The 13,324-nt window shown below is 67.8% G+C and carries 9 protein-coding genes and 1 tRNA gene; 5 read left to right on the plus strand and 5 right to left on the minus strand.

Features of this window, described 5'->3' with window-relative positions; translation table 11 throughout:
- Positions 1 to 11 precede the first annotated feature (11 nt).
- Positions 12 to 599 (plus strand): NADPH-dependent FMN reductase, encoded by a 588-nt coding sequence (locus tag ASE72_RS08410; protein ID WP_056019577.1) that lies wholly within the window; start codon positions 12 to 14, stop codon positions 597 to 599.
- Positions 600 to 666: 67 nt separating this feature from the next.
- On the opposite strand, the gene ASE72_RS08415 is transcribed toward ASE72_RS08410, so the two are convergent.
- The 3 genes from ASE72_RS08415 to ASE72_RS08425 are packed head-to-tail and all read right to left on the minus strand — an operon-like array spanning position 667 to position 6,584.
- Positions 667 to 2,178 (minus strand): efflux transporter outer membrane subunit, encoded by a 1,512-nt coding sequence (locus ASE72_RS08415; RefSeq protein WP_443024743.1) that lies wholly within the window; start codon positions 2,176 to 2,178, stop codon positions 667 to 669.
- A 5-nt stretch (positions 2,179 to 2,183) separates the two neighbouring features.
- Positions 2,184 to 5,354: an efflux RND transporter permease subunit gene (locus tag ASE72_RS08420; RefSeq protein ID WP_056019583.1), complete on the minus strand. Its 3,171-nt coding sequence runs from the start codon at positions 5,352 to 5,354 to the stop codon at positions 2,184 to 2,186.
- Between the two features lie 6 nt (positions 5,355 to 5,360).
- Entirely contained in the window at positions 5,361 to 6,584 is a 1,224-nt protein-coding gene (locus tag ASE72_RS08425) for an efflux RND transporter periplasmic adaptor subunit (protein WP_056019586.1), read from the minus strand.
- A gap of 142 nt (positions 6,585 to 6,726) precedes the next feature.
- Between ASE72_RS08425 and ASE72_RS08430 the strand changes: the two genes are divergently transcribed.
- From ASE72_RS08430 to mdoH, 3 genes are all read left to right on the plus strand, one after another.
- On the plus strand, positions 6,727 to 7,302 hold the full coding sequence (locus tag ASE72_RS08430; protein ID WP_327196480.1) for a TetR/AcrR family transcriptional regulator: 576 nt from the start codon (positions 6,727 to 6,729) through the stop codon (positions 7,300 to 7,302).
- Between the two features lie 123 nt (positions 7,303 to 7,425).
- Entirely contained in the window at positions 7,426 to 8,958 is a 1,533-nt protein-coding gene (locus ASE72_RS08435; RefSeq protein ID WP_056019591.1) for a glucan biosynthesis protein, read from the plus strand.
- Between the two features lies 1 nt (position 8,959).
- On the plus strand, positions 8,960 to 10,876 hold the full coding sequence (gene mdoH, locus ASE72_RS08440) for a glucans biosynthesis glucosyltransferase MdoH (protein WP_082445910.1): 1,917 nt from the start codon (positions 8,960 to 8,962) through the stop codon (positions 10,874 to 10,876).
- A gap of 85 nt (positions 10,877 to 10,961) precedes the next feature.
- Here mdoH and ASE72_RS08445 read toward each other — a convergent pair.
- Positions 10,962 to 11,036, minus strand: a tRNA-Thr gene (locus ASE72_RS08445).
- Positions 11,037 to 11,125: 89 nt separating this feature from the next.
- Between ASE72_RS08445 and ASE72_RS20650 the strand changes: the two genes are divergently transcribed.
- Positions 11,126 to 11,263: a hypothetical protein gene (locus ASE72_RS20650; RefSeq protein ID WP_200916293.1), complete on the plus strand. Its 138-nt coding sequence runs from the start codon at positions 11,126 to 11,128 to the stop codon at positions 11,261 to 11,263.
- A gap of 4 nt (positions 11,264 to 11,267) precedes the next feature.
- On the opposite strand, the gene ASE72_RS08450 is transcribed toward ASE72_RS20650, so the two are convergent.
- The gene (locus ASE72_RS08450) at positions 11,268 to 13,103 is read right to left on the minus strand and encodes an aminopeptidase P family protein (RefSeq protein WP_056019594.1); all 1,836 of its coding nucleotides are present in this window, start codon (positions 13,101 to 13,103) and stop codon (positions 11,268 to 11,270) included.
- Positions 13,104 to 13,324: the final 221 nt, after the last annotated feature.

Genomic DNA, 13,324 nt, shown 5'->3' on the forward strand with positions numbered 1-13,324 from the left:
CGGGTGATAACGTGACCTCTTCCGAATCTCTCCCTCTCGTCGTCGGCATCGGCGGCACGATCGGCGGCGTGTCGTCGACCGAGCGCGCGTTGCGCATCGCGCTCGATGCGGTCGAGAAACAGGGCTATCGTACGCAGATGTTCGGCGGCGCGGACATGGCGCGGCTGCCGCTGTACGATCCAAAGGCAACGACGCGCACCGCCGACGAGCAGGCGTTCGTCGCCGCAGTCCGAGCCGCGTCGGCGGTGATCATCGCAAGCCCCGGCTATCATGGCAGCATTTCCGGCGTCGTGAAGAACGCGCTCGACCTGCTCGAGGAGACCGCGCGTGACCCGGAGCGGTCCTATCTGGCCGACATGCCCGTCGGGCTGATCGCGACCGCCTATGGCTGGCAGGCGACCGGGAGCACGATCGCGGCGCTGCGCTCGATCGTCCATGCACTGCGCGGCTGGCCGACGCCGTTCGCGGCCGCGATCAATACACAGGTCACCAAGTTCGACGACGAGGGCGGCGCCAGCGATCCCGCGGTCATCGAGCAGCTTCGTCTGGTCGGCCGTCAGGTCGCACGGTTCGCGCCGCTGTCCGAACCGGCCAACTGACCACGCGCCCGCCAGGACCGTCATCCCGGCGCTCGGGGGGATGACGGTCTCGGCGGCGGTCTCGCTGCTATTTCAGCCCGCCACCCAGCGCGCGGTACAGTTCCACCGCGTTGGTATCGCGCACGAGCCGGGTCGCGAGAAGGCTCTGCTGCGCGGTGTACAGCGATCGCTGCGAATCGAGCGTGTTGAGGAACGGATCGATCCCGGCCCGGAAGCGCAGTTGCGACAGGTTGAACGCACCCGCGGCATTGTCGCGCAACGACGTCTGTGCAGACAGCTGCGCGTTGATCGTACCGCGCCGCGCGAGCGCGTCGGCGACTTCGCGGAAGCTGGTCTGGACTGTCCGCTCATAGGTTGCGAGCATCGCGTCACGCGACGCCTTGGCATATTGCAGGTTGCCCTTGTTGCGCCCGAAATCGAAGATCGGCTGCGTGATCGTCGGTGCGACCGACCAGCTTTCGCTGCCGTTGCCGAACAGGTTCGACAGGCCGAGGCTGAGCGTCCCAAGGCTCGCGGTCAGCGAGATGTTCGGGAAGAATGCCGCACGCGCGGCACCGATATTGGCGTTGGCCGCGACCAGCTGATGCTCCGCCGCAGCGACGTCGGGACGACGCAGCAACACCTGGGATGACAGGTTCGCGGGCAACGTCTCGAGCGTTGGGCTCGTCTCCGGCATCCGGGCGGGCAGCAGCTCCTGGGTCACGGTGGTACCTGCGAGCAGGTTCAGCGCGTTCTGGTCCTGCGCGATCAGCGTCGTCGCTTCGGCGATGTCCGAGCGAGCCTGATCATAGGTCGTCCGCGCCTGGCGCACCTCGAGTTCGGACGCGATGCCGACGCGGAACCGATCCTGGGTCAACTTGAGCGTCTGGCCGAATGCCCGCTCGGTATCCTGCGCGATCCTCAGACGGTCCTGGTCGGCGGCCATCGTCAGCCACGCGGTCGCGGTCTCGGCGACCAGCGTGACCTGTGCGGCGTTGCGGTTTTCCTCCGCCGCGAAATAGGCCTGTTGCTGGGCTTCGGTCAGGTTGCGGATGCGCCCGAACAGGTCGGCTTCCCAGGCAGAGATGCCGAGATTGGCGGAATAGATGTCGAAGCGGCCACCGCCGGCAACTGCGCCCGCGCCACCGCCTGCACCGCCGCCTGCACCGCCACCCGCGCCACCGCCGGCACCGCCGCCGACCCCACCGCCGACTCCGCCGCCGACCGCGCCGAACGGCGACTTCTGGTACGTCGCGCTCCCCGTTGCGCCAAGCGTCGGGAAGAGATCGGCACGCTGGACGCGGTATTGCGCGCGGGCCTGCGCGACGTTGGCGACCGCGATACGCACGTCGCGGTTGTTGTCGAGCGCGAGCTGGATCACGCGACGCAGCCGGTCGTCGGTGAAGAATGCCGACCAGGCGGTGTCGGCCGGAACGATCGCGCCGACGGGATCGCTCGTCGCGTAGGCGGGGCCGACCGGACCGGTCGGTGCGACCGGCAGGTCCGGGCGGACGTATTTCGGCGCGAGGTTGCACCCCGCCAGCGTGAGGCCGGCGGCAAAGGTCAGCGCGAGGCGCCGGGACATGAAGGACGATGGCATGGCGGTCAGGCCTCCTGCGGCCGCTGATCGTGCGGCGTGTCGCCGTCACGATGGTCGTTGGTAGCGTTCTTTGCCGGCTTGTCCTGCTTGAACAGGCGCTTCACCAGCAGGAAGAACAACGGCACGAAGAAGATGGCGAGGACGGTCGCGGACAGCATGCCGCCGACCACCGCCCAGCCGATCGCGTTCTGACCGCCGGCACCGGCACCGCTCGACAGCGCGAGCGGCAGCACGCCGAAGATGAACGCGAACGACGTCATGAGGATCGGGCGCAGACGCAGCTTGGCCGCCTCGACCGCGGCATCGGCCGCGTTCATCCCGTCCGCCATCTTCTCTTCGGCGAATTCGACGATCAGGATCGCGTTCTTCGCCGCCACGCCGATCGTCGTGATCAGACCGACCTGGAGATAGATGTCGTTGTTCAGCCCTGCGATCATCGCTGCGAGCACCGCACCGAGGACGCCGAGCGGGACGACGAGAAGCACGGCGATCGGGATCGACCAGCTCTCGTAGAGCGCCGCGAGGCACAGGAACACGATCAGCAGCGACAGCGCATAGACATAGCCGGCCTGGCCACCCGACAATTGCTCCTCATAGCTGAGCCCGGTCCATTCATAGCCGATGCCGGGCGGCAGTTTGGCGGCCATCTCCTCCATCGCCTTGATCGCGGTGCCGCTGCTGACGCCGGGTGCGGGCGACCCCATGATCTCGAACGAGGCGACGCCGTTATAGCGTTCGAGACGCGCCGGGCCGTAGGTCCAGTTGGTCGTCGCGAACGACGACAGCGGGGTCATCGCGTTGCTGGCGCCACGCACATAGAAGTTGCCGAGGTCCGCGGGCGACGTGCGGAACGGCGCGTCGGCCTGGACGAACACCTTCTTCACGCGGCCACGGTCGATGAAGTCGTTGATGTACGACCCGCCGAACGCGGTGCTGACGGTGGTGTTGATGTCCGCCTGGCTGAGGCCGAGCGCGCCTGCCTGAGCCTGGTCGACGTTCAGCTTGAGCTGCGGTGCGTCTTCCAGCCCGTTCGGGCGAACCTGCATCAGCCGCTTGTCCTGGCTCGCCATGCCGAGCAGCATGTTGCGGGCCTCGAGCAGCTTGTCGTGACCGACGCCGGCATTGTCCTTCAGCATGAAGTCGAAGCCGTTGGCGTTGCCCAGTTCCTGCACGGCGGGCGGCACGAAGCCGATCACCATGCCCGCACGGATCCCGGCGAGCGCCTGGTTGGCGCGCTGCGCGACGGCGGCGACGGTATTCGCGTCGCCTTCGCGATCCTCCCATGGCTTCAGCTGGATGAAGGCGAGACCGACATTCTGGCCCTGGCCGACAAAGCCGAAGCCGCTGATCGTGAAGATGCCCGCGATATTGGCCTTCTCATCGACCAGGAAGTGATCGCGCAGCTTGTCCATCGTCCGCGCGGTCTCTTCCATCGTCGTGCCCGTGGGCATCGACACCTGCGCGAACATCAGCCCCTGATCCTCCTCGGGAAGGAAGCCCGAGGGCAGCCGCAAGAAGACGAACAGCATCCCGGCGACGATGACCGCATAGATGATCATCGTACGCACCCAGCCCTTTTCGACGCGACGCAGGCCGTTGCCATATTTGGCGACGCCGGTGTCGAAGGTCCGGTTGAACCAGCCGAAAAAGCCCTTCTTGTCGCCGTGATCATGCTTGGTCGGCTTGAGGATGGTGGCGCAGAGTGCGGGCGTCAGGATCAGCGCGACCAGCACCGAGAGCACCATCGACGAGACGATGGTGATCGAGAACTGGCGGAAGATCACGCCGGTCGAGCCGCTGAAGAACGCCATCGGCAGGAACACCGCGGACAGCACGAGGCCGATGCCGATCAGCGCGCCGCTGATCTCGTCCATCGACTTCTTCGCGGCTTCCTTGGGGGAGAGCCCCTCTTCCTGGATCAGGCGTTCGACATTCTCGACGACGACGATCGCGTCATCGACGAGCAGGCCGATCGCCAGCACCATGCCGAACAACGTCAGCGTGTTGATCGTGAAGCCTGCGACCTGAAGCACGGCGAGCGAGCCGAGCAGCACGACCGGCACCGCGATCGTCGGGATCAGGGTGGCGCGGAAGTTCTGGAGGAAGAGGAACATCACGAGGAAGACGAGGACGATCGCCTCGATCAGCGTGTGGACCACCTGTTCGACCGACAGCCGGACGAACGTCGAATTGTCGACCGGATAGGCGATCTTGACGTCGGCCGGGAACTGCTTGGCGATCTTCTCGACCTCGGCCTTCACCAGCGTGACGGTGTCGAGCGCGTTGGCACCCGGCGCCAGCTTCACGCCGAAGCCTGCCGCCTGCTTGCCGTTGTAGCGTGCCTGGAAGCTGTAGTTTTCCGAGCCCATTTCGACCCGCGCGACGTCGGCGAGGCGCACGGTGGCGCCGCCGGTGGCCGAGCGGATGATGATCTGGCGGAACTGGTCCGGGGTCTGCAGCCGCGACTGCGCGGTGACGGTCGCGTTGAGCGCCTGGCCCTTGACCGCGGGAAGGCTGCCGACCTGACCCGCCGAAACCTGCGCGTTTTGCGCGGTCAGCGCCGAGGTGATGTCGGTGACGGTGACGCCGAGGTTCGACATCTTGAACGGATCGACCCAGATGCGCATCGAATATTGCGCGCCGAACACCTGCGTGTCGCCGACGCCCTTGATCCGGCTGAGCGGATCCTGGAGCTTCGAGGCGATCAGATCGCCGAGATCGACCTGGTCATGGCTGCCGTCCTGCGAATAGGCGGCGATCACGAGCAGGAAGTTGGCGGTCGCCTTGGTCACGCGAAGCCCGGCCTGCTGCACTTCCTGCGGCAGGAGCGGGGTCGCCTGTTGCAGCTTGTTCTGCACCTGGACCTGCGCGATGTCCGCGTCGGTGCCCTGTTCGAAGGTCAGCGTGATCGCGAGGTTGCCCGCGCCGTCGCTGGTCGAGGCGAAGTAGCGAAGGTTGTCGATCCCCTTCATCTGCTGCTCGATGATCTGCGTCGTCGTGTTCTCGAGCGTCTGCGCGTCGGCGCCCGGATAGGACGTCGCGACCGTCACCTTGGGCGCGGCGATCTCGGGGAACTGCGCGATCGGCAGCGACCGGATCGCGAGGACGCCGGCCATCATCAGGATGATCGCGATGACCCATGCGAAGATGGGTCTATCGATGAAATAGCGTGACATAAGCGGTTACTTCCCGGCCTGCGCGGCCGAATTGCCGTTCGTGTTGCCGCCTGCGGCCGCGTCCGAGCCGGCGCCGCCCTTCGACGCGCCGCCCGCGGGGACGGTGACCTGCTGCGGCTTGCCGACCTTGACGGTGGTGCCCGGGCGCAGGTTCAGCAGCCCCTCGACGATCAGCTTGTCGCCGGGTTTCAGGCCGCTGGTGACGATCCACTTGTCGCCGATCACGCGGTCCGTGGTAACGGTCCGCTGCTCGACCTTGTTCTGCGCGTTGACCACCATCGCGGTCGCGTTGCCGCGTGGATCGCGGGTGATGCCTTCCTGTGGCGCCATGATCGCCTGGGTGCGCACACCCTCGACCAGCTTGGCACGCACGTACATGCCCGGAAGCAGGATCCCATTGGGATTGGGGAAGCTCGCGCGCAGCGTCACCGCGCCCGTCGCCGGATCGACCGTGACTTCGGCGAACTGGAGGCGCCCCTCGATTGGATAGGTCTGCCCGTTGGGAAGCAGCAGCTGGACGCGCGCGCTGCCATCGCCGCGGGTGACCCCGCCCGACGCCATCGCCGCTTTCAGGTCAAGCAACTGCGCCGCCGACTGCGTGACGTCGACATAGACGGTGTCGGTACGCTGGATCGTCGCGAGTGGATCGGTCTGGCCGGTCTGAACGAGTGCGCCGACGGTCACCAGCGAACGGCCGATCCGACCCGAAATCGGCGCCTTGATCCGCGTGAAGTTCAGGTTGACGCGCGCGGCTTCGACCGAAGCGCGCTGCGCTGCAACATTGGCGCGCGCCTGCTGCGCGGAGGCGGTGGCGTTGTCCGCCTCCTGCTTGCTGACGGCGTTCAGCGTGACGAGCTCGCCGTATCGGCGGGCCTGCTGGCTGGTTGCGTTGATCTGCGACTGCGCGGCGCCGAGCTGCCCCTGCGCGGTGCCCAACTGCGCGCGATAAGGCGCGTCCTCGATCTGGTAGAGCGTCTGACCGGCGCGAACGAGCGCGCCTTCGGTGAACAGCCGGCTGCGGATCACGCCACTGACCTGCGGACGGACTTCCGACGTCTCGACGGCCGCAATACGGCCGGGAAGCTCGGTCGTGAGCGTCACCGAGTCCTGCGCGACCGTGACGACGCCCACGGTCGGCGTCGGCGGTGGCGGGGGCGCCGGCTCGCTGCATGCCATCACGAGGGCAAGCGCCCCGAGAGCTACCGAACCCTTGATGTCCAATCGACGCATATTCCGCTTTCCCATTCGCTCGCTCCCACCAACGGGTGCAACCGCACGCCGGAATGAACGTTCATTCCGCTTGCGTGGCCGCTATGATTGTGCGAACGCCGGGTCAAGCAAAAAAACCTTTTGGAGTGGCGTATTGGGTGCAGTGCAACATGAGAGCGCAGGGCAGAAGCGGATCGTCGACGCGGCGCGGCACCTTTATGCCACCAAGGGCTTTCACCGGACATCGATGGCAGAACTCGCGGCGGCAGCGGATGTCAGCGTTGGCCTGATCTATCGCCTGTTCACCGACAAGAATGCGCTCATCAAGGCGCTCGTTCTTGAGGACTCCGAGGCCAAGGAGGCGGAGTTGCGTGCCTTGACGGACGACGTGACCTCGGGGCGGGTGACGATCGAGGCCGGGTTCGAACATCTTGCCCGACACGCGCTTGCCAAGGGGGACGAGGCGCTGTCGTTCGACATCATGGCGGAGGCGCACCGCAACAGCGACGTCGCCGATACGATCGCGACGCTGTGTCTGGGGTTCCGCTCGGTCGTTCGCGAGCTGGCGTGCGTCGCCAATCCGTTGCTGACGTCCGAGGCCCTGGACGGCGCCGAGGAGCTCGTGCTGGCGTTCATGTTCGGGCTTGGTCATCGCACGCTGTCGCGACCGCGTCTGTCGGAAGTCGAGACCGCGAGGATCACCAGCCAGATGATCATCGCCGCCTTGAAGGCCCTGTAGGCGCACGAATCATCCCGTCTCGCCGCGCGATCGGCAGTGGGATCCACCGCGTTTCCAGACCGGCGGGTCCGAGCCGCAGCCGGCGATGTTGCACTGCGGCGCGCGACGTTCGATAATGCCGGGATGAGCAAAACCAGCCGACGCGACATCATCCTGGCGCTTGGCGCCTTGGGCATCCTGCCAGGCGCAGCGCGCGCGCAGACCCGCACGCGGCGTCAGGCGCAGCCGGGACGCGGCAAGGTCGAGCCCTTCTCCTGGGACTTGCTCAAGGCGCGCGCTGCGGCGCTCGCCAGCCAGCCCTATCGTGCGCCCGCGAAAGTCGCGGCGGCGGAGGCGATCGATTACGATGCGGTCGGATCGATTACCTACAAGCCTGACAGGACGTTGGCGGGGGGGATCCGGTTGTTCCCGCTCGGCCGTTACGCACCGACGCCCGTTGCGATCCATATCGTCGAGGGCGGGCAGGCGCGTGCCGTCGATTTTGCCCCCGACCTGTTCCAGGCGACCGCCGGACACCACGCGGCGCTGGGGCTCGCCGGGTTCCGCGCGGTTTCGCCGGACGGCAAGAGCGACTGGATGGCGTACATCGGCGCGTCCTATTTCCGCACCGCCGGCTCGCAGGATCAATATGGCCTGTCCGCACGCGGCATCGCGATCGACACCGGGATCGACGGCAAGGAGGAATTCCCCGCCTTTACCGCCTTCTGGATCGAGCCGAACGGCGCGCAGGCCTATACGATCTATGCGCTGCTCGATGGGCCGAGCGTGACGGGCGCCTACCGGTTCCTCTGTCGTCACACGGCCGGGTCCGGCGCCGCTGGTGGCGTGGTGCAGGACGTGTCGTCGACGATCACGTTGCGCAAGGACGTCGCGCGGCTCGGCATCGCGCCTGCGACGAGCATGTTCTGGTACGGCGAGGGCAACCGTGCAGCCGCAGTCGACTGGCGACCCGAGATCCACGACTCGGACGGGCTCGCCATGGCGAGCGGGTCGGGGGAGCGGATCTGGCGACCGCTCGACAATCCCGCCACCCCGACGCTCGACAGTTTCCAGGACAGCAATCCGCGTGGTTTCGGGCTGATCCAGCGCGACCGCGCGTTCGATCATTATCAGGACGACGGCGCATTCTACGACCGGCGCCCCAATTTGTGGGTCGAGCCCAAGGGCGACTGGGGCAAGGGCGCGGTGACGCTGTACGCGTTTCCGACCGCAAGCGAGACGGTCGACAATGTCGCGGCGTTCTGGGTCCCCGCAGCGCCTGCCAAGGCGGGTCAGACGCTGACGTTCGACTATCGCCTGACCTGGGCGTCGCGCGACGCCTCCGTCGCGGCGGCGGCGCATGTGGTGGACACGTGGCGCGGTGCCGCGGGTCGGCCCGGCTCGGCACCCACCGCGGGCGCGCGCAAGCTGGTCGTCGATTTCGTCGGTACGACGCTGGCCGGGCTCGACCGGTCGAGCGGCGTGACCGCGCAGGTCGACGTCGGGCGTGGTCGCGTGCTGGCCAATGCCGCCTATCCCGTCGTCGGCCAGCCCAATCGCTGGCGCGTCACCGTCGATATCGAGCCCGAGCGGGGTGCGATCGCCGATGTCCGGCTGTATTTGAAGCGCGGCACCCTGTCGCTGAGCGAAACGCTGCTGACACAGATCGGGGCCTGACATGCCCGACCCCGCCCCTGACGCCGCCCCTGACCCTGGCGCCCCTGACCCTGCCGCCCCGCCGGTTTCTTCGCGCGATGCGGCACGCCAATTGCCGCCCGATGCGCCGATCGCGATGCCCATCCAGGATTTTCGCGCGATGGGGGCGGGGGGGGGACCGCTAGCGGCAACGGACGACGCGATGGGTGGCGCCGCGACCGCGCGCAGCGTCGTGACATCGCCCGAGGGGATGCTGTCGCGACGTCTGCTGCTGTTCCTGCTGACCAGCCTGATCGCGACCACCGCATCGGCTGCGGTGCAGGATTCGCTGCTCGGCGACGGGATCGACCTGTGGGACGTCGCGTTGCTCGCGTTGTTCTTCCCGCTGTTCGGCTGGATCGCGTTTGGGTTCCTGACCTCGCTGATCGGGTTCATCCTGCTGATGACGGGCATGCACCCCGGGTTCGTGCCCGCACCACGCAACCGCGGCAACCTGATCGGGAAGACCGCCGTGCTCGTGCCGATCTACAACGAGGATGTGGACGCGGTGTTCGGCCGGATCGCGCGGATGATGCACGACGTCGACGCAGCGGGCGAGGCGGGCAGTTTCGCGTTCTTCGTCCTGAGCGACTCGGGCGAGGATGCCGAGCCGCGCGAACGCGCGGCCTGGGCGATGCTGGCGGCGCGCTCGCAGGTGCCGCTGCACTACCGGCGACGGACCGCCAACGTCGCGCGCAAGCCCGGCAACGTCGCCGACTGGGTCAGCCGGTTCGGCGGCGCCTATGACCATATGATGATGCTCGACGCGGACAGCCTGATGAGCGCCGAGGCGATGATCGGCATGGCGCAGGTCATGGAAAGCCGGCCGTCGGTCGGGCTGTTGCAGACCGTCCCGACCATCTACGGTGGCACGACGCTGTTCCAGCGCTGGATGCAGTTCAACAGCCGGCTCTACGGGCCGATCTCGACCGCCGGGCTGGTATGGTGGTCGGGTGCCGAGGCGAGCTTCTGGGGGCATAACGCGATGATCCGCACGCGCGCCTTCGCCGAGAGTTGCGGTCTGCCCGTGCTGCCGGGCGCTGCGCCCTTCGGCGGGGCGATCATGAGCCACGACATGGTCGAGGCGGCGCTGCTGCGCCGGCGTGGCTGGGCGGTGCACCTGATCATGATCGACGACAGCTATGAGGAGTTTCCGCCGACGCTGATCGACATGGCGGTGCGCGACCGGCGCTGGGCGCAGGGCAATATCCAGCATCTGCAGCTGCTGAATTCGGATGGCTTTCACTGGGTCAATCGGCTGCAGCTGCTGATCGGCGCCTCGGCCTATATGACGTCGCCCGCATGGCTGGTGCTGATCCTGACGACGATCGCGCAGGCGTTCGCGGGGGAAAGCAAGCTGGTCGAGGCGACGACGTCCGCGCGCGTGCTGGCGATGACGGTGGTGCTGCTGTTCGGGCCCAAGCTGCTCGGGATCATCTGGGCGGTGTCGGACACGGCGCGGCGCGAAGCCTTCGGTGGCGCGCGTGCGATCATCTCCTCGACGCTGGCCGAGATCCCGCTGTCGATGCTGTCCGCGCCGATCATCATGCTCACGCAGACGATGGACCTGATCAGCATCTTCCGTGGGCAGCCGTCGGGATGGAACCCGCAGAACCGCGACCGCGACGGGCTAACGATCCGCGCCGTCCTGCCGCGCTACCGGTGGCATCTGGTTGCGGGCGTTGCGCTGCTCGCGCTGTCACCCGCCGTGCCGGTGACCGCGCTGTGGCTGGCGCCGGTGACGCTGGGGCTGTTGCTGTCGCCGTGGCTGGCGAGCTGGACCGCGAGCAATGCGGCCGGCGAGGCGGCGATGCGCCATGGCCTGTTCCAGGTACCGCGCACCGGGATCGACCAGTTGCCCGCGACCGAGGCTTCGGCGCTGCGGGCGATTGCGCACTAGCCCGCCTCGGCGCCCCGCTGGGGGGTGGTCTTCAGTCGGAGTCGGGCGGGTGGAGTGTCCGGCCGATCGGCGGGACGGAATAAGATGGTGCTGCCGGTGAGGATTGAACTCACGACCTCAGCCTTACCAAGGATGCGCTCTACCACTGAGCTACGGCAGCACTCGCCGACATCGCTGCCGGCGGAGTGGGGCTAAGAGACGAGGGCGGCGCGATTGTCAAGGCACGGTGCGGCAATATAGGGCGTAATTATGGATATGCGGGATCAGAAGGCCGCCGAAAAGGCGGAGCGAATGGCGGCGGCGCTGCGCGAGAACCTGCGGCGGCGCAAGGCGCAGGCGCGCGCCGCCGCGGCCGAACCCACGCCGAAGGCCGCGACCGAAGACTAGGGCGTCAGCCGATCGGCGCGCATTTTTCGCGCAGCCAGGCCAGATCGTGCCCCGTCATCTCGGGCGACAGCGTTTCGAACACCTGCGCGTGATAGGCGTTGAGCCACGCGAGTTCGGGCTCCGTGAGCAGCGAGGGTTCGATCAGCGTGCGCTCGATCGGGCAGAAGGTCAGCGTCTCGAAGCCGAGCATCTCGCGGTCCGCGCCGCGGATGCTGCGCGGTTCGATGAGCAGCAGATTCTCGATCCGGATGCCGTATTCGCCCGCCTTGTAATAGCCGGGCTCGTTCGACAGCATCATCCCCGCACGCAGCGGCTCCATCGCCGCGCCACCGGGATAGTTGGGCGAGGCGATCCGCTGTGGCCCCTCGTGCACGGCGAGGTACGCGCCGATGCCGTGGCCGGTGCCATGCGCGAAATCGAGCCCCGCCTCCCAGAGCGGGCGCCTTGCAAACGCGTCGATCTGGCCGCCGAGCGTGCCGTCGGGGAACACCGCGGTCGCGATCGCGATATGCCCCTTGAGCACGCGGGTGAAGCGGTCGCGGATCTCCTTGCCCTGTTCGGGTGACAGTGCGCCGATCGGCATGACGCGCGTCACGTCGGTGGTGCCGTCGGCATATTGGCCGCCCGAATCGACCAGATAGAGCTGGCCGGGCTCGAGGGGGACGTTCGACTCCTCGGTGCAGTGATAGTGCGGGCTCGCGCCGTGCGCGCCGGTCGCGGAGATCGTGTCGAACGACGTGTCCTTCAGCAGCCCGGTCGCCTCGCGGAACGCGAGCAGCTTCGCGGTGGCGGACAATTCGGTCTGGCTGCCGTCGGCGCAGTCGGTCTCGACCCAGCGCAGGAAGCGCGCGAGCGCGGCGCCGTCGCGGACCGAGGCGGCGCGGTGGCCGGCAATCTCGACCGGGTTCTTGAGCGCCTTGGCGAGCACGACGGGATCGCGCAGCGCGAGCACCTTGGCCCCGCCCGCGGTCAGTGCGTCGGAAATCGCGGCGACGGCGCGCTCTGGATCGGCGGCGACGCGCTTGCCTGCATAGTCATGCAGCGCGGGCTGGAACGCGGCGCGGTCATGGACGCGGACCGCGTTGCCGAGATGCTGGCGGACGGTATCGTCGAGCTTTTCGGGTGCGACGAACAGGTCGGTGGTGCCGTCGGCGCCGACGATCGCATAGCTGAGCGCGACGGGAGTGTGGCTGACGTCGTCGCCGCGGATGTTGAGCGTCCAGGCGATCGAATCGAGCGCGGAGAGCACGACCGCGTCGGCGCGCTGTTCGGCGAGCCAGTCGGCGATCCGCGCGCGCTTCTCGGCGGACGAAGCGCCGGCGAAATTGTCGGGCTGAATGGTGATTTTGGCGGGCGAGGGCGCGGGGCGGTCTGTCCAGATCGCGTCGATCGGGTTGGCGTCGACCGCGACGAGCTCAGCCCCGCGATCGGCGAGCACCGCGCTCGCTTCGGCGACCCAGGCGCTGGTGTGGAGCCACGCGTCATAGCCGATCCGCGCACCCTCGGCGACGTGCGTGCCGAGCCAGGCGGCGACGCTGGTCTGCGGCACGGGGGCGTAGTCCCAGTGATCGCCGTCGACCTGTTCGCGGACCTGGAGCGTGTAGCGGCCATCGGTGAAGATCGCCGCGCGGTCGGCGAGGACCGCGGCGCTGCCCGCCGAGCCCTGGAAGCCGGTCAGCCAGCCGAGCCGCTGCGCATAGCCGCCGACATATTCGCTCATATGCTCGTCGGTCAGCGGCACGACGAAGCCGTCGAGGCCGGCGGTGGCGAGATGGGCGCGGAGCGCGGAGAGACGGTCTGCGAGCGGGGTTGCGAGTCGGGCGGGCGTCGGAGGGGTCATGGGGTCTCTCGTCGGGGCATAAGTTGAGGACGTTGACGCGCTGGACGCATCGCGGTCCGGGTTCTCACGGGGTCGTCGGGCAGATCGGCGCGCGTATGCGCGGGGATCGGGACGGGGCCGTGACAGGGCATGGCGCGCGTTGTGACAGAAACGCGGCGTGTAGGACAGCGGGCTTTGCTCGCGAGGGGCGGGGGTGTCGCGTCGTTATCCCGTCCTCCGTC

The sequence above is a fragment of the Sphingomonas sp. Leaf20 genome (assembly GCF_001421535.1).
GTDB lineage: Bacteria > Pseudomonadota > Alphaproteobacteria > Sphingomonadales > Sphingomonadaceae > Sphingomonas.